The following is a 16,113-nucleotide window of genomic DNA, read 5'->3' on the forward strand; positions in this document are numbered from 1 at the left end:
GCATCCTCTCATCCAGCCTTCGCTAGAAAGGAGTACTTACCCCATGGACATCTGGAACTGGGTCGAAAAACTGCAGGGTGACCTGCGCCAGGCCGGCCAGGCGCAGAATGCGCACCTGCTGAACCGCCTCGCCGACGAGGTGAGCGAACTGCGTGTCGACCGCGTTGACGCGCTGCTGCCCGAAGCGCGAGCGCTGGGCAAGGCGCTGGACAACCCGTGGGTCGACGTCTACGTCGGCCACTGGGCGCTGCGCAACCGCGTCGGCAACCGCGTCGAAGGCGAGAGCGCGCTGGGCGAAGCCGTGGCGCTGTTCGAGCGTGCGCATCGCGAGGACACCCTGGAGTGCCCGCAGTCGATCTGCGTGACCCAGGATCTTGCCGCCTGCTACGGCAACATCGATGGCCCCGGCTGGGTGCCCGAGCGTATCGAGGTGTGCGATGAAACACTGGGCCGCATCGACCCGAGCTGGGCCTGCTTCCAGTGCCTGAGCTGCGAGAAGGCCGATGCACTGCTTGATGATGGCCGCGGCCAGGAGGCACTGGATTACCTGCAGGTGCAGTCCGACGCGATCGAGGCCTGCGGCAAGGAAGTGTTCGACAGCTTCCCGGAGATGCAGATCAAGATCCTGCTGGGCATGGGCCGCGCCGAAGAAGCGCTGCTGCTGATCGAGAAGCGCGAGGCCGAAGTGGCCGCGTCCGGCGAGTACGAGCCGGCCAACTGCACGGTGCCGCGCCGCCTGTCCAAGGCGTGGGCGCTGGCCCAGCTGGACCGCGACGAAGAGGCCTTGCAGCAGCTGGTGCCGTGGAGCGAGCTGACGCCTACCTACTGGCGGCTGTGGGCGAACACCGCCGCAGCGCTGTGCCGGCGTGATCCCGCACGCAATACCTGGGACCTGGGTACGCGCTTCAACACCATCATCGAACACTTTGCCGAGGTTGGCTCGCACCGCCTGCTGATCGAAGTCGCTGCGCTGAGCCTGGAGCTGGCCCTGCAGCGTGGCGCACGCTGGGTGGCGATGCGCCAGCTGGAACTGGCGCGTACCCATCTGGCACAGCTGCGCCAGGACCGTGGGGCGGCTGCGCTGGTGGCCGGCCTGGCGGCACGCATCGATGCGTTGCCGGATGTGGCGCCGCTGCCGGTGCCAGCCGCTGAACTACTGGTTTGGCTGAACGAGCAGGGAGAGCAGAACCAGTCGCGCGATCCCGAACGTGAGGCGCAGTGGCTGCTGCAGGCACAGGCGCAGCTGCCAGATGACGAGGCGCTGGCCGAGATGGCTGCCTCCGCGCTGAGCGCCTGTGGGGCGCAGACGGAAGCGCGCGCATTGCTGTGGCGCTTCGTGCGCGCACATGCGCAGGATGATGGCCCGGCCGCCTACACGCTGATGCGCTGGCTGACCGAGCAGGGCGACGATGCAGGCCTGCGCCAGTTGGCTGATCTCTATCGTGGCAGCGTGCCGGTGTTCGCGCACTGGTGCGAGGTGCAGCGCGCCCGTCGCGTGTCCGACTGGCCGGCACTGGAGCAGGCCGCGCAGGCGCTGCTGGCGGCCTCGCCGGGCTCGCATGGCGCACGCGGTACGCTGGCGCGGATGTACATGGAAACCGGTCGCTTCAGCGAGGCGCAGGCCTGCTATGCGCAGCTGGTGGAGCTGCTGGAAGAACCCAACGCCGCACACTGGGACCACATGAGCGCGGCCAGCGCGGCACGCGACTGGGATGCGGTGCGCCGCTCGGCGGCGGCGATCGGCATGGAGCTGTCCAGCCAGGACGGCGTGGTCGAGGAGCCGTGGGGCTGGGTGATCATCCGCAGCGAAGAGAACGGCGAGCCGATGGAGTACTACGCGCGCCGCAGTGGCCCGGTCACCGCGCGTATCGTCGAGAACGCACCGGCCAACCGCGCCCAGCAGGTGGGCGACTGGGTGGTGTTCGATGCTGCGCTGGTGCACCCGGCGCCGGAGGAGGAGGAAGCGCGCGAGAATTTCATCCCCACCTATGCGCAGGTGCATGTCCTGGAGCGCGGCGGCTTCGCCCGCAGCTGGCTGATCGACGGCGCGCACCCGGGCGAAGACGCGTGGAATGCCTTTGTCGCAGCGGCCGAGGCGCAGGGCTGGCAGGTGTGGTCGCACAGCCGCCCGGACTACACCGTGACCGATCCGGACGAGGAGGAGGGCACGCTGCCGGGCCTGCTGTTCACCGTCGCCCAGCCGCAGGACCATGCACCGCTGGCGCTGCACCGCTTCCTGCAGCAGGAAACCGCGAAGTGGCCGCATCCGCATTGCTGGCTGCGGCTGGCCGAAGCCTGCGACCAGGATCGCCAGCCGCACCTGGACGTGATCGAGCGTTACGGCTTGTAAGCCTGGTATCGGGTAGTGGGGGGGGCGGGGGGGGCGGGCGGGGGGGGGGGGGGGTGGGGGGGGGGGGGGCGGGCGGCCCGCGCCGGGGGGGACAACCGGGCGCGGCGGCCGGCGGCCCGGCGGCGTCTGTTGGGTGTGCCCCGCCCCGCCCCCGGCACTACCTCAAGGAGAAATACATGCGGAAGACAGGGATGTTCATGATCGCCGGGCTGCTGGCCCCCACCGCGCAGGCCGCACCGGCCTGCCAGGAACCAGTGGCTGTCGCCCGTGCCTTCTACGAGGCAACCACCGGCAATGGCGATCTGCTGGAACCGCCGCCGGCGCTGGTCAGCCCGGCCTTCGGCAAGGCCCTGCGTGGCGAGCGCGCCTGCCAGGTGCGTGAGGAAGGCATCTGCACCATCGATTCGGACCCGTGGCTGGATGCGCAGGATGGCGACATCGAAACCCCGGTGCGTTACAGCTGGAAAGAGGCGTCGGCCACCGCCGGCCAGGTCGAGATGCGCTATTCCGTATGGAAGAAGGCCTACGTGACCCGTCTGCCGATGATGCGCCAGGGCCAAGGCTGCTGGCAGGTGGATGACATCATCACCAACAGCGGTCGCTCGGTACGGAAGATCCTGGCCCAGCCGGTGCCTTGACCGTCTGCGGCATCCATGCAGGGTGCGGTCCTGTTGCCGGCCAGCGGCCGGTACCACCAGGGTGGGTGCCGACCGTTGGCCGGCACACCGCTATCGCGAATGCCCGAACACCAGTTCGATCACGAACTGGCTGCCGAAGAAGGCCAGCAGCAGCAACAGCATTGCCGCCAGCGTCCAGTGCACCGCCTTCATGCCGCGCCAGCCGTAGCGGCGACGGCCGATCAGCAGCACGCCGAACACGATCCACGACAGCACGCTCAGCACGGTCTTGTGCACCAGCTTCTGCGCCAGCAGGTCGTCGACGAACAGCACGCCGGTGACCAGGGTCAAGGTCAGCAGCGCGAAGCCGACGGTGATCACCCGGAACAGCAGCGATTCCAGATCGGCCAGCGGCGGCAGGGCGCGCAGCCACGGCCGGAACTCGCGGCGGCGCAGGGCGCGTTCCTGCAGCCACAGCATGATCGCCAGCAGCGCGGCGATGCTCAGCGTGGCGTAGGCCAGCAGCGCCAGCCAGGCGTGGCTGGCCAGGCGCCAGCCCAGCACCTTGCTCGGTTCGTGGCCGTAGCCGTGGTAGGCCAGCAGCAGTACCGCGGCCAGCGGGAACACCACCACGCCCAGCGCCGACATGCGCCCGCGCGCGCCGACCAGCGAGGTCAGCCAGGCCATGCCCAGGCCGACCAGCGACAGCGCGGCGAAGAAGTGCATGTCCGGCCCGCCGTTGGTGCGCATGGCCACCATCACGTGGTAGCCGCCGTGCAGCAGCATCGCCGGCAGGGCGGGCCACAGCCAGGCGGGGGAGCCGGTGCTTTCATCGCGGCCAAGCGCACGCACCAGCAGGGCGCTGGCGGCCAGGTAGAGCAGGGCGGCGATGAGAACGATTAACATCGTTGCAGTTTCGCATACCCCTGCGGTGGTGGCGACGGCCCTGTGGTCGCAGTCCGGGGAGGGGAGCGGACCCGTTATACTGTCTGCCTTATTGTCCCCCGCTTTCAGACAGGTTGCGCCGCATGTTCGAGTCACTGACCCAGCGCCTTTCCGGCACCATCGAGCGCCTGCGTGGCCGCGGCCGCCTGACCGAGGAGAACATCCGCGAGGCCACCCGTGAGGTCCGCATCGCGCTGCTCGAAGCCGACGTTGCGCTGCCGGTGGTGCAGGCCCTGATCGAACGCATCAAGGTGCGGGCGGTCGGCCAGGAAGTGCTGAAGTCGCTGACCCCGGGCCAGGCCCTGATCAAGGTCGTGCGCGACGAGCTGACCGCGGTGATGGGCGCCGAAGCCAGCGACCTGAACCTCAATGTTCCGGCCCCGGCCATCATCCTGATGGCGGGCCTGCAGGGCGCCGGCAAGACCACCACCGTGGGCAAGCTGGCCAAGCACCTGAAGGAAAAGCGCAAGAAGAAGGTGATGGTGGTCTCGGCCGACGTCTACCGTCCGGCCGCGATCGAGCAGCTGAAGACCCTGGCCGAGCAGGTCGGCGTGCTGTTCTTCCCGTCCAGCGCCGACCAGAAGCCGGAAGCCATCGTCCGCGCCGCCATCGACGATGCGCGCAAGTCGTTCGTCGACGTGCTGCTGGTCGATACCGCCGGCCGCCTGGCCATCGACGAAGCAATGATGGCCGAGATCAAGGCCCTGCACGCGGCGGTGAATCCGGCCGAAACCCTGTTCGTGGTCGACGCCATGACCGGCCAGGACGCGGCCAACACCGCCAAGGCCTTCGGCGACGCCCTGCCGCTGACCGGCGTGGTGCTGACCAAGACCGACGGTGACGCCCGTGGCGGTGCCGCGCTGAGCGTGCGCTACATCACCGGCAAGCCGATCAAGTTCGTCGGTGTCAGCGAGAAGCCGGAAGGCCTGGACGTATTCCACCCGGATCGTATCGCCAGCCGCATCCTCGACATGGGCGACGTGCTGTCGCTGGTCGAGCAGGTCGAGCAGCAGGTCGACAAGGACAAGGCCGCCAAGCTGGCCGAGAAGGTCGCCAAGGGCAAGAAGTTCGACCTGAACGACATGCGTGACCAGCTGGAGCAGATGCAGAACATGGGCGGCATCGGTGGCCTGATGGACAAGCTGCCGGGCCTGGGCAACATCCCCGACCATCTGAAGCAGCAGGTCAGCCAGGGCAAGGAAGTGCCGCGCATGATCGCCATCATCAGCTCGATGACCAAGAAGGAACGGCGCAACCCGAACCTGCTCAACGGCTCGCGCCGCGCGCGCATCGCCAAGGGCTCGGGCGTGACCCCGGCCGACGTCAACAAGCTGATGAAGCAGTACATGCAGATGGAAAAGATGATGAGCAAGATGGCCGGCGGCGGCATGAAGGGCATGTTGCGCAGCATGAAGGGCATGATGGGCGCCATGGGCGGCCGCGGCATGCCGTTCCGTTGATGCGTTGAACACCGGCTTTTTTTGTAGAGTCGAGCCATGCTCGACTGCTTTTCTGCCGGTGCCCCGGTCGAGGTAGAGTCGAGCAAGCTCGACTCTACCCCCGTCCTGCGCGCACCATGGGGGCCTGTCCGAAACGATGGGCCGTCATGCAGAGTTCCGCTGTATCTTCCCGCGTCGAGGCGTTCTGCCGGCGCTTTGGCGTATCCGTTCCGATCCTGCTGGCCCCGATGGCCGGCGCCTGCCCGGTGCCGTTGTCGGCTGCGCTGGCCAATGCCGGCAGCATGGGGGCGATGGGCGCAGTGCTGTCGTCATCGGTCGATATCGGCCACTGGATGGATGACTTCCGCGCTGCCTCGACGGGCCCCGCACAGGTGAACCTGTGGGTGCCGGACCCGGCACCGACCCGTGATGTCGCCGCTGAAGCCGCCAGCCGCGCCTTCCTCGCGCAGTGGGGGCCGGACGTGCCGGCCAGCGCCGCCGATGCCACGCCCGCCGACTTCGAAGAACAGTTCGCCGCACTGCTGGCGGCGCGCCCGGCGGTGGCCTCGACCATCATGGGCGTGCTGCTGCCGCGCCACGTACAGCAGTTGAAGGATGCCGGCATTGCCTGGATCGCCTGTGCGACCACCTTGTCCGAAGCGCGTGCGGCACAGGACGCCGGTGCCGACGCGGTGGTCGCACAGGGCGTGGAGGCCGGTGGCCATCGCGGTGCGTTCGATCCGGCGATGGCCGAGCGTCAGTTGGTCGGCCTGTTTGCGTTGTTGCCACGCCTGGCCGATCACCTGCAGATTCCGGTGATCGCCGCCGGCGGTATCGCCGACGGCCGTGGCATTGCTGCCGCACTCACCCTGGGGGCCAGTGCCGTGCAGATCGGCACTGCCTTCCTGCGCACGCCCGAAGCGGCGATTGCTTCGGCGTGGGCCGATGGATTGGCGGCCAGCGAACCCGAAGATACCTGGCCGACCCGTGCCTTCAGCGGCCGCCTGGGCCGTGGCCTGGCGACCCCCTATGTGCGCGCCGCCGCTGCGGAAGGCGCACCGGCGCCACGCCCGTACCCGGTGCAGCGCGGCCTGACCGCGCCGATGCGCAGGCAGGCCGTGCAGGAAAATCGTCTGGCGGCGATGCAGGCCTGGGCCGGGCAGTCGGCGTGGATGGCCCCGGCACAGCCGGCCGCCGACGTATTGCGCGGCATGTGGGAACAGGCGCAGGCGCTGCTGCGATGACCGTGACCTGCAACGGCCAACCGGTGCAGGTGGAGGATCTGCTGCCTGCGCTGGTCAACTATGGCCACTTCACCTCGCTGCAGGTGCGCGGTCACGCCGTGCAGGGACTGGACCTGCATCTGGCGCGGCTGTCGCAGGCCACGCGCGAACTGTTCGGCAGCGAGCTGGATGCCGCGCAGGTGCAGGCGTGGATGGCGCACGCCCTGCAGCAGGCCGGCCTGGCCGATGCGTCGCTGCGGGTGACGGTGTACTCGCGCCGCTTCGATTTCCGCAATCCGCTGGCGGCCGTACCGGTGGACGTGCTGGTGGCGGTGTCCGCGCCGGTGGCGCTGACCGCACCGAAGCGGGTGCGCAGCGTGATGTGGCAGCGCGAGCTGCCGCAGATCAAGCACGTCGGCACCTTCGGCCTGTTTGCCGAGCGCCGTGCGGCGATGGCGGAAGGGTTCGACGATGTGCTGTTCGTTACCGCCGATGGCGAGATGAGTGAAGGCAGCACCTGGAACCTGGCCGTGCACGATGGTGAGCGCCTGCTCTGGCCACAGGCGCCGGCCCTGCGCGGTACTGCCGAGACGTTGTTGAAGCAGCATTGGCCGGGGGCACAGCTGACGCGGCCGTTGGCATTGGCTGAACTGGATAGCGTGAAGGCCGCTTTTGCCTGCAACGCCAGCGGCCTATGGGCGCTGGACGCCATCGACGGGCATGTCCTGCCGGGTTCGCAGGCACTGGCTGAACAGGGCAGGGCAGTGCTGGCGGGCGTGCCGTGGCAACCGCTTTCCTGAACGAGGCGCGCGGGCTGCCGGTCCTTCGGCATGACGCGGCGCTACCTTGAAGCGTTGTAGCGGGTAGCGCCGGGCCATGCCCGGCTGATGCTTCCGCAGCGAACAACACTCAGGAGTTCCAATCAGATATGGGCACGGTCACCGAGCAGCATCGCGCGGTAGCGATGCACGCAATCAAGATCATGGGCGGTGAGGGGCGGCCCATGGTCCAGGCCTTTCACGATGATCATCGCCAGCGTTCGGTCGATATCCTCACGACGTTCAGCTCTCCGGAAACAGGGCTGAAGTCCATCTCCTCCATCGGCCTGTCGGATTTTGTTTTACGTCATGCGGAGGGTCACGAACTGGAAACCCGCGTCGAGCTGTGCACGTGTGCAGAACAGGACGCGCTGCATTTGGACAACGTCGTCGCCTCGACGGCTTTCGCGATTATGCGTGATCGTACGGCGGTGCGGCCTGGTAGCGTGATTCCGGACATCCTGCAGGACTACTTCCCATCGACCCGGATGCCGCACGTCTATCTGGTGCCGCCCTTCTTCTGGAATGACGCCAGGTTCCCGGGACTGCAGTTCCCGCCGGTGGCAATCAACTGGCTGCAGTGCATCGCCATCCACGAATCCGAGCGACAACTTGTCGAGCGGATTGGCAGCGAAGTATTTGATGACCTGCTGCAGCAGCAGGAGATGGACGTGCTGGACATGCATCGGGAGCCTGTCACTGGAGCACTCTGACGTTATTGCCTTGGGGACGTCGGCGTGGTCAGCCGGAGATTCATCACGTTGCTGAACGAAGACCGCCGGGCATGGCCCGGCGCTACCGTGAAGGTAGGCCACCCTTGGGGTTGGCTCGGCCGGGCTCTGCCGCTATAATCGCCCGCTTACCTCGCCATCCTGGCGACTGGGCAATAGGAAAAAACACCATGGTCAAGATTCGACTGACCCGCGGCGGCGCCAAGAAGCGTCCGTTCTACCACATCATCGTCACCGACGTGCGCAGCGCGCGCGACGGCCGCAACATCGAGCGCGTTGGCTTCTACAACCCGGTCGCCCAGGGCGCCGAGAAGCGCATCGAGCTGGACCTGGCCCGCGTTGACCATTGGGTCAAGAACGGCGCCCAGCCGACCGACAAGGTCCGCAACCTGATCAAGGAAGCGACCAAGTCCCAGGCCGCTGCGGCCTGATCCTGACGGGCCACGCTTCGGCGTGGCCCTCTTGGTTGAAGCAGATGAAAGATATCGAGCGCCGCATCCTGCTGGGCAGGGTTGTCGGCGCTTTTGGTGTGCGCGGCGAGATCAAGCTCGAGTCCTGGACCGAGCCACGTTCCGCCATTTTCCGTTACCAGCCGTGGATCGTGCGCAGCCCGTCCGGCGTGGAAACCACGATTGAAGGTGTACGCGGCCGCGACAGCGGCAAGCACCTGGTCGCCCGTTTCCCCGGCGTCGAGGACCGCGATACCGTTGAAGCGATGCACGGCACCGAGATCTACGTGGCCCGCAGTGCATTGCCGCCGCCGAAGCCCGATGAGTATTACTGGGTGGACCTGGAAGGCCTGGACGTGAGGACCACCGAGGGCGTTGCCCTGGGCCAGGTCTCGCACCTGTTCAGCACCGGCGCCAACGACGTGGTGGTGGTCCGTGGTGACCGCGAGCGGATGATTCCGTTCGTGCAGCCGGACTTCGTCAAGTCGGTCGACTTCGAGGCCAACCTGGTCGTGGTCGACTGGGATCCCGAGTTCTGAGTGTGAGCATGCGTTTCGACGTCATCACCCTGTTCCCCGAGTTCCTCGCCCAGTCCGCTGGACTGGGCGTGGTCGGGCGCGCGCAGGAGAAGGGCCTGTTCAGCCTGCATGGCTGGAATCCCCGTGATTACGCCGAAGGCAACTACCGCCGGGTGGACGACCGTCCGTTCGGTGGTGGCCCCGGCATGGTGATGCTGATCGAGCCACTGCAGGCCTGCCTGCAGGCGATCCGTGATGCTGATCCGACCCCGACGCGGGTGATCTACCTCAGCCCGCAGGGGGCGCCGTTGACCCAGGCCAAGGTGCGGGAACTGGCGGCACTGCCGCGCATGGTCCTGCTCTGTGGCCGCTACGAGGGCATCGACGAGCGTTTCCTGGAGGCCAATGTCGACGAGGAGATTTCCCTCGGCGACTACGTGCTGTCCGGTGGCGAGCTGGGCGCGGCGGTGATCATCGACGCCGTGGCCCGCCTGCAGGACGGTGCCCTGAACGACGCGGAATCGGCGGCGCAGGACAGCTTCGAGGGCGACCTCGGCCTGCTCGACTGCCCGCATTACAGCCAGCCGGCCCAGCACCCGCTGGGTGACGTGCCGGACGTGCTGCGTTCGGGCAACCACGCGGCCATCGCGGCCTGGCGCCGCCAGCAGTCGCTGGTCCGTACCGCCCAGCGGCGCCCGGACCTGCTGGATGAACAGGCGCTGGGCAAGGCCGACCGCAAGCTGCTGGAGCAGGCCCGTCAGGCCCAGAAACACAAGGCCAGCCCCTAGCGCAGGGCTGGCGTTATCGGCTATCATGGCCAATTCCCGTCGGCCCCGGCCGGCGTGCGCAGTACCCAAAACAAACGTGCAGCACAGTCCGGTGACTGCATGAGCCTACGTTGTCGATACGACACGCCCACCCGAACAAGAATCGGTGTAACCCATGAGCAAGCTGAACAAGTCCATCGTCGCGGAATTCGAATCCGCCCAGATCACCCGTGAACTGCCGAAGTTCAGCCAGGGCGACACCGTTGTCGTCAACGTGAAGGTGAAGGAAGGCAGCCGCGAGCGCGTGCAGGCCTACGAAGGCGTTGTCATCGCCACCAAGAACGCCGGCCTGAACTCCTCGTTCACCGTCCGCAAGATCTCGCACGGCTACGGCGTCGAGCGCGTTTTCCAGACCCACAGCGCCATCATCGACTCGGTCGAAGTGAAGCGTCGTGGTAAGGTCCGCGCCGGCAAGCTGTACTACCTGCGTGGCCTGGAAGGCAAGGCTGCCCGCATCAAGGAAGACCTGGCTGCCGCTGCTGCCGCCAAGGCTGCCCGTCTGGCCGAAAAGGCCTGATAAACAACTTCGGTTGTTGCCGCGACGGCCACCTTCGGGTGGCCGTTTGCGTTTCCGGCATCGCATCGGCCACGATCAGGGGATGAACGACATCAATCCGCGCTATCCCGCCGTGATCCAGTCGGCGCTGCGCTTCCTCGACGGCAAGGGGCTGGCGCGCGTGCAGTCGGCACCGCTGCTGCATCGCCTTCTGTGGCGCATGGGCATCGCACTGCCACCGCCGATCCTGGCCGGCTTCGGCACCAATGCGCTGGTGCAGGGCCTGCTGTTCGGGCTGTTCTGGACCGCGCTGATGTGGCTGATGCTGTGGCAGGGCAGTGAGCGCCCGCTGGCCCTGCTGCTGGCGGCCGGCCTGGTGGCCGGTGCGCTGTTCGGCATTGTGATGGCGGCGCTGATGCGTTCGCTGCGCCGCCACCGCAAGCTGCCGGACTGGCAGCAGTTCCGGGCGCGGCAAGCGGACTGAGCCGATGGCGCACTGCGCCGTGACCGTTGGGGACAGGCCGCGCTAGGCTGCGGTTTCATCCCGATGGACGTGCCGTGCGATGCCTGCCAAGCGAACCGCACCTTCCGCCGCGCCTGCGCTGTTGTCAGGCGGCAACCCGCAGATCGCCAAGGGCGAAGGCGATGCGCCGGTGCAGGCCTATATCGCGGCGATGCCGGACTGGAAGCGGCCGATCGGAGCACAGCTGGACGCGCTGATCGAACAGGCTGTACCCGGTGTGCACAAGGCAGTGAAGTGGAATTCGCCGATGTATGCGGTTGCGCCGGGCGAAGGCTGGTTTCTCAGCTTCCACTGCTTCACCCGCTACATCAAGGTGGCGTTCTTCCGCGGCGCTGCGCTGAAGCCGGTGCCGCCGGAGCCGTCGAAGAGTGCCGATACGCGCTACCTGCACATCCAGCAGGAGGGTGCGTTGGATGAGGCGCAGTTCCTCGACTGGGTGCGCCAGGCCGCGGCTTTGCCCGGCGAGCGCATGTAAGTGCATCGTTCCGATCTCCCTGCCGACGAGAACCGCTGATGGCCACGCACGCGCCGAACCCTGCCGATGCCGGAACCCCGGCCGCTGAACTGATCGATGCACGCATCGCCGAGCTGGGCGACTGGCGTGGCGAGGCGCTGGCACGCGTGCGTGCCTTGATCCATGAGGCGCTGCCGGACGTGCAGGAAACCTGGAAGTGGCGCGGTACACCAGTGTGGGAGCACAACGGCATCCTGTGCACCGGCGAAACCTACAAACAGGCGGTGAAGCTGACCTTTGCCAACGGTGCGGCGTTGGCCGATCCGAAGGGCCTGTTCAACGCCAGCCTGGACGGCAACACGCGACGTGCGATCGACATCCATGAAGGCGCGATGCCGGATGCCGCGGCGTTGAAGGCACTGCTGCGCGCGGCGGCCACGTTCAACGCTGCCAAAAAGAAGAAACGGTAGAGCCGGCCGCTGGCCGGCTGTTGCGCGATGCTTCCGGAGGGGCTTGAGGTTGCCGGCCAGCGGCCGGCACTACCGCAGTGGCGCGGCATCCGGGTCGGCCACCGGCGACGGCGGGCAGGCCGGAATCTCCGACGGCGTGGCCAGTTCTTCGGCGTGCGAGGGCTTGCCCATCATCTTCGCCTTGCGCCAGCCGCCCCAGCGGTAATAGGCCAGCGACAGCAGCATCGACACCAGCGAGCTGACCGGGAAGCTCCACCAGATCGCGTCGGCGCCCCAGTACGGCTGCAGCAGTTCGGCGAACGGCACGCGTACGCCCCACAGCGAACCGGCCAGGATCAGCAGCGGCGGAATCACTGCGCCGGTGGAGCGAACCACGCCGGAGATCACGAAGCTGACGCCGAAGAACAGGAACGAGCCGATCACCACGTGGTTGAGGTGGCGGGCGATGTCCAGCGCCTGGCTGGCCGGCGGCAGGAACAGTGCCAGCAGCTGGCGATCGAACACCACCAGCGGCAGGATCAGCGCGCCGGTCAACAGGAAGTTGAACAGCACGCCCTGGCGCGCGGTGCCGCGCACGCGATCCCAGCGCTGCGCACCGACGTTCTGTGCCGCCATCGAAGAACACGCCGCACCGATCGCCATCGCCGGCATCTGCAGGTAGTTCCACAGCTGCAGGGCAGCGCCGTAACCGGCGCCGGTGTCGGTGCCGTACTGGTTGACCATGGTCATCAGCAGGATCACCGACAGCGAGATCAGCACCATCTGCAGGCCCATCGGCACGCCCTTGATGACCAGCGCCTTGAGGATGGTCAGGTCGAGCTTGAACAGGCGCATGTCGGCGCGGCCCAGCCACAGGGTGTGGCGCTTGTGCCGCATGTACAGCAGCAGGCCGGCCAGCGACAGCGTCTGCGCGACCAGCGTGGCCCAGGCCGAACCGGCAATGCCCAGCGCCGGGAACGGCCCCATGCCGAAGATCAGCACCGGGTTCAGCACGATGTCCAGCGCCACCGACACCATCAGGAAACGGAACGGCGTGCGTGAATCACCGGCACCGCGCAGCGCGGCGGTGAGGAAGGCGAACGCGTACAGCGTCGGCATCGCCAGGAAGATGATCTGCAGGTAGGCCTCGGCCAGCGGCAGCGAGGCGGCCGGCGTGCCCATCGCCGCCAGCAGCGGATGGGCCATGAACCAGCCGGCGATGGCGATGATCACCGACAGGCCGATGAAGAAGGTGGCGCTGGTACCGACCACGCGCCGTGCCTGCGCGATGTCGCGCGCACCGATCGCCTGGCCGATCAGGATGGTCGAGGCCATGCCGAAGCCGAACACCGAGCCGATCAGGAAGAACATGATGTTGTTGGCGTTCGCGGTGGCGGTCAATGCCGCCTCGCCGAGGAAGCGCCCCACCCAGACCGCATTCACCGAACCGTTCAGCGACTGCGCGATGTTGCCCGCCAGGATCGGCAGGGAGAACAGCAGAAGGTTGCGGCCGATCGGGCCGGAGGTCAGGTCAAGCGGCGCTTTGGCCATGGAGTGGTGATCGATTCCCGGGAGGCGCACACTAGCACCAAGCCGGTTTGCAGGATGTGGCAATGCATCAACGACTGCAGGTGAAATGGAGCCTGGCGATGGCCTTGATCGGCACCGCACTGGCCGCATGTTCGACAGGTGACCGGCTGGGCGATACCCAGGTGCGGCCGACCGACCGACCCGAGTGCCTGGTCGGCAGCCAGCGCCAGGACCTGTCCGCTGGTGTACCCACGTTGATTGGGGGCAGCGGCTGCCGCACCGACCCCGACCATCCGCGTCCTCTGAACAAGCCACCGGAGTAGTCCGCACCGATGCCTGAGCTTTCCCCGTTGTCGCCCAGTGTCCGCCTGGACATCTGGTTGTGGGCGGCCCGTTTCTTCAAGACCCGCAGCCTGGCCAAGCAGGCCATCGAGACCGGCAAGGTCAGCGTGGCCGGGCAGCGCCCGAAGTCCTCGCGCGCGGTGCGCGTGGGTGAGCAGCTGCAGGTCGACCGCGGCGAGGAGCATTTCGAGATCCAGGTGCTGGGCCTGAGCGACCAGCGCGGGCCGGCGCCAACGGCACAGCAGCTGTACGCCGAGAGCGAGGCTTCGAAGGCGCGCCGTGCCGAACAGCGTGCACTGCGCATTGCCGCACGCGATGGTTTCCAGCCGCCGGAACACAAGCCGGACAAGCGCGCGCGGCGTTTGATCCGGGCCTTGGGTGACATCGACGCGCTCTAGCGAAATCCTGATTCCAACGGATTGTTCCTATCGCGGTGCGAAACAAGGCGCCGGTCACGGCGCGTTCGGATTGCGCTGGGCAGGCTGTTTTTTCACCTATCGGAGGCCTGCCCATGCGTCGTCTGCTGTTATGCCTGTCCCTGCTTGCTGCTGCGCCACTGCACGCTGCCGACATCACCTTCTGGGACGTTCCGCAACGCGGTGGCAACAGCATGAACATGTCGCCTCCGGACCGGAAATACTTCGAGGCGCTGCGTGCGACCGGTGCGACCTGGGTGCGGCTGGTGCCGGACAAGTGGAAGGGGCAGGGCGGTCGTGACTTCCTGATCGGCAACGCCGATGACTATCGCGGACTGGTTCCGGCCGACCTGGCCACGCTGCGGCGGGTGCTGGATGACGCCGATGCGGCCGGGCTGAAAGTGGTGCTGACGCCGCTGTCGCTGCCGTTGCTGCGCTGGAAGCAGCACAACGGCGATGTGGTCGACCAGCGCCTGTGGCAGTCCTTCGACAACCATGTGCCGGCCCGTCGCTTCTGGCATGACCTGGCCACGGCGCTGAAGGGTCATCCTGCCTTGGCCGCCTACAACCTCATCAATGAGCCGGTGCCCGAGTACGGTGCAGGCCTGGCCGAGCATGCGTCCACTGAGGCGATGCAGCGGTGGTATGCCGGTGTGCAGGACGGCCCACGCGATCTGCGCCGCTTCTACTCGGAGCTGATCGCCAGCATCCGCGAGGTCGACACCGCGATGCCGCTGATGCTGGATGCGGGCTGGTATGCCGCCGCCGACGGTTTCAACTACTGGCCGGCACCGCTGGCGGATTCGAAGCTGCTGTACAGCGTGCACATGTACGAGCCGTATGCAGCAACCAGTGCACCGAACCAGACGCGTGCCAAACCCTGGCGCTATCCGGCGCAGGTGCCGTTCGGTGCAGGCAGCGAGCATTGGGATGCGGCGCGTGTACGCCGTTACCTGCAGCAGCCGATGACGTGGGCCGCCTCGCATGGCGTCGGTGCCAACCGCATGGTGGTGGCCGAATTCGGCTGCATGCGGCGGTGGCCGGACTGCAGCCGCTACCTGCAGGATGTGCTGCAGGTGCTGGAGCAGGACAAGGTGCACTGGGCCTTCTACGCCTTCCGCGAGGATGGCTGGGACGGCATGGACTACGAACTGGGCGACAAGCCGCTGCCGTGGTCGTACTGGCAGGCGCAGGAAAAGGGCGGCCATGTCGAGCCGCCGCGCTCGATGCAGGCGCCCTTGTTCGCACCGATCCTGCAGCGTTTGAAGGCGGGCAACCGGTAAGCCGCCGGGCCTGGCCCGGCGCTACTCATGGCGATGCCGGTAGCGCCGGCCCATGTCCGGCCAGGCTTTCCCTCAGCGCTTGCCGCCGAGCAGATTGCCGCCCAGCTTGAGCAGATCGCCCACGCCCAGCTGACCATCACCATCCTGGTCCAGCAGGCTGCCGAGCAGGCCACCGGCAAGACCGCCCTGCTGCTGCACCTGCTGCTTTTCCTGGCCGAGGGCCTGGCTGAGCGAGCCGGCATCGGCCTGGCCGCCGCCGAGGCGCTGGGCGAGGAAGGCCATCACGATCGGCGCGAGGATCTGCAGCAGCTGGCTGGTGCGGCCGCTGTCGAGCTGGGTGGCCTGGGCCAGGCCGGTTTCCACCTTCTGCTGGCTGCCGCCGAAGATGTGGCCGAGGATGCCGGCACCGTCGCTGGCGGCACCACCGCCACCACCACCCAGTACCGAGCCGAGCACGCTGCCCAGGTCCAGGCCGCTGTGGTTGTTCTGCAAGGCGCCGAGCAGCGCCTGCGCGCCCTGCGGCTGCGAGGCGTTGTTGCCCAGCGCGCCCATCAGCACCGGCAGCGCGGCACTGATCGCGCCGGAAGCCTGGGTATCGCTGATGCCGAGCTGCTGCGACACCTGCTGCAGCGGGGCGCCCTGCAATTTGGCGAGAAGTTCGTCGGTCAGGCTCATCTGCGGAATCCTTGATTGGGGTTGGGCG

Annotated in this window: 19 protein-coding genes; 16 read left to right on the forward strand and 3 right to left on the reverse strand. The window is 67.4% G+C overall.

What is annotated here, in order from left to right; genetic code table 11:
* Positions 1-43 precede the first annotated feature (43 nt).
* Entirely contained in the window at positions 44-2,350 is a 2,307-nt protein-coding gene (locus V3B48_RS01750; protein ID WP_329893049.1) for a tetratricopeptide repeat protein, read from the forward strand.
* A 176-nt stretch (positions 2,351-2,526) separates the two neighbouring features.
* Positions 2,527-2,988 (forward strand): hypothetical protein, encoded by a 462-nt coding sequence (locus tag V3B48_RS01755; RefSeq protein WP_329893050.1) that lies wholly within the window; start codon positions 2,527-2,529, stop codon positions 2,986-2,988.
* Between the two features lie 90 nt (positions 2,989-3,078).
* Here the strand turns inward: V3B48_RS01755 and ccsA are convergent, their stop codons facing one another.
* A complete protein-coding gene (gene ccsA, locus V3B48_RS01760; RefSeq protein ID WP_032127560.1) occupies positions 3,079-3,873 on the reverse strand; it encodes a cytochrome c biogenesis protein CcsA in 795 nt (264 codons plus the stop codon).
* A 122-nt stretch (positions 3,874-3,995) separates the two neighbouring features.
* On the opposite strand from ccsA, the gene ffh reads away from it, so the two are divergent.
* The 11 genes from ffh to V3B48_RS01815 all read left to right on the forward strand — a co-directional run bounded on the left by ffh (position 3,996) and on the right by V3B48_RS01815 (position 11,860).
* Positions 3,996-5,372, forward strand: a complete 1,377-nt coding sequence (gene ffh, locus V3B48_RS01765) for a signal recognition particle protein (RefSeq protein WP_005408591.1) — start codon at positions 3,996-3,998, stop codon at positions 5,370-5,372.
* Between the two features lie 146 nt (positions 5,373-5,518).
* Positions 5,519-6,595: a nitronate monooxygenase gene (locus V3B48_RS01770; RefSeq protein ID WP_279913862.1), complete on the forward strand. Its 1,077-nt coding sequence runs from the start codon at positions 5,519-5,521 to the stop codon at positions 6,593-6,595.
* Positions 6,592-7,374, forward strand: a complete 783-nt coding sequence (locus V3B48_RS01775) for an aminotransferase class IV family protein (RefSeq protein WP_121503898.1) — start codon at positions 6,592-6,594, stop codon at positions 7,372-7,374. Before V3B48_RS01770 ends, V3B48_RS01775 begins: the two co-directional genes overlap by 4 nt.
* Before the next feature lie 128 nt (positions 7,375-7,502).
* Positions 7,503-8,105 carry a suppressor of fused domain protein gene (locus tag V3B48_RS01780; protein WP_329893051.1) on the forward strand — a complete coding sequence of 201 codons (603 nt, stop codon included), beginning with the start codon at positions 7,503-7,505 and terminating at the stop codon, positions 8,103-8,105.
* A gap of 188 nt (positions 8,106-8,293) precedes the next feature.
* Positions 8,294-8,554: a 30S ribosomal protein S16 gene (gene rpsP, locus V3B48_RS01785; RefSeq protein ID WP_005415733.1), complete on the forward strand. Its 261-nt coding sequence runs from the start codon at positions 8,294-8,296 to the stop codon at positions 8,552-8,554.
* A 44-nt stretch (positions 8,555-8,598) separates the two neighbouring features.
* The gene (gene rimM, locus V3B48_RS01790; protein WP_110711630.1) at positions 8,599-9,111 is read left to right on the forward strand and encodes a ribosome maturation factor RimM; all 513 of its coding nucleotides are present in this window, start codon (positions 8,599-8,601) and stop codon (positions 9,109-9,111) included.
* An 8-nt stretch (positions 9,112-9,119) separates the two neighbouring features.
* A complete protein-coding gene (gene trmD, locus V3B48_RS01795; protein WP_032127555.1) occupies positions 9,120-9,878 on the forward strand; it encodes a tRNA (guanosine(37)-N1)-methyltransferase TrmD in 759 nt (252 codons plus the stop codon).
* A gap of 154 nt (positions 9,879-10,032) precedes the next feature.
* A complete protein-coding gene (gene rplS / locus V3B48_RS01800) occupies positions 10,033-10,434 on the forward strand; it encodes a 50S ribosomal protein L19 (protein ID WP_005408597.1) in 402 nt (133 codons plus the stop codon).
* Between the two features lie 82 nt (positions 10,435-10,516).
* Positions 10,517-10,897, forward strand: coding sequence for a DUF6404 family protein (locus tag V3B48_RS01805; RefSeq protein WP_049462347.1), 381 nt, complete (start codon positions 10,517-10,519; stop codon positions 10,895-10,897).
* 79 nt (positions 10,898-10,976) lie between these two features.
* Positions 10,977-11,411 (forward strand): DUF1801 domain-containing protein, encoded by a 435-nt coding sequence (locus V3B48_RS01810; protein ID WP_329893052.1) that lies wholly within the window; start codon positions 10,977-10,979, stop codon positions 11,409-11,411.
* 38 nt (positions 11,412-11,449) lie between these two features.
* Positions 11,450-11,860: a DUF1801 domain-containing protein gene (locus V3B48_RS01815; RefSeq protein WP_032127552.1), complete on the forward strand. Its 411-nt coding sequence runs from the start codon at positions 11,450-11,452 to the stop codon at positions 11,858-11,860.
* A 69-nt stretch (positions 11,861-11,929) separates the two neighbouring features.
* Here the strand turns inward: V3B48_RS01815 and V3B48_RS01820 are convergent, their stop codons facing one another.
* Entirely contained in the window at positions 11,930-13,390 is a 1,461-nt protein-coding gene (locus V3B48_RS01820) for an MATE family efflux transporter (protein WP_049399635.1), read from the reverse strand.
* Between the two features lie 62 nt (positions 13,391-13,452).
* Here V3B48_RS01820 and V3B48_RS01825 point away from each other — a divergent pair, with 62 nt between their 5' ends.
* The 3 genes from V3B48_RS01825 to V3B48_RS01835 all read left to right on the forward strand — a co-directional run bounded on the left by V3B48_RS01825 (position 13,453) and on the right by V3B48_RS01835 (position 15,410).
* The gene (locus V3B48_RS01825) at positions 13,453-13,692 is read left to right on the forward strand and encodes a hypothetical protein (protein WP_032127550.1); all 240 of its coding nucleotides are present in this window, start codon (positions 13,453-13,455) and stop codon (positions 13,690-13,692) included.
* 9 nt (positions 13,693-13,701) lie between these two features.
* Positions 13,702-14,109: an RNA-binding S4 domain-containing protein gene (locus V3B48_RS01830; protein ID WP_004149153.1), complete on the forward strand. Its 408-nt coding sequence runs from the start codon at positions 13,702-13,704 to the stop codon at positions 14,107-14,109.
* A 113-nt stretch (positions 14,110-14,222) separates the two neighbouring features.
* Positions 14,223-15,410, forward strand: a complete 1,188-nt coding sequence (locus V3B48_RS01835; RefSeq protein ID WP_032127549.1) for a cellulase family glycosylhydrolase — start codon at positions 14,223-14,225, stop codon at positions 15,408-15,410.
* Between the two features lie 72 nt (positions 15,411-15,482).
* Here the strand turns inward: V3B48_RS01835 and V3B48_RS01840 are convergent, their stop codons facing one another.
* Positions 15,483-16,085, reverse strand: a complete 603-nt coding sequence (locus V3B48_RS01840) for a DUF937 domain-containing protein (RefSeq protein WP_049424483.1) — start codon at positions 16,083-16,085, stop codon at positions 15,483-15,485.
* Between the last annotated feature and the right edge of the window lie 28 nt (positions 16,086-16,113).

The organism is Stenotrophomonas sp. SMYL20, from assembly GCF_036320045.1.
GTDB classification, from domain to species: domain Bacteria; phylum Pseudomonadota; class Gammaproteobacteria; order Xanthomonadales; family Xanthomonadaceae; genus Stenotrophomonas; species Stenotrophomonas maltophilia_A.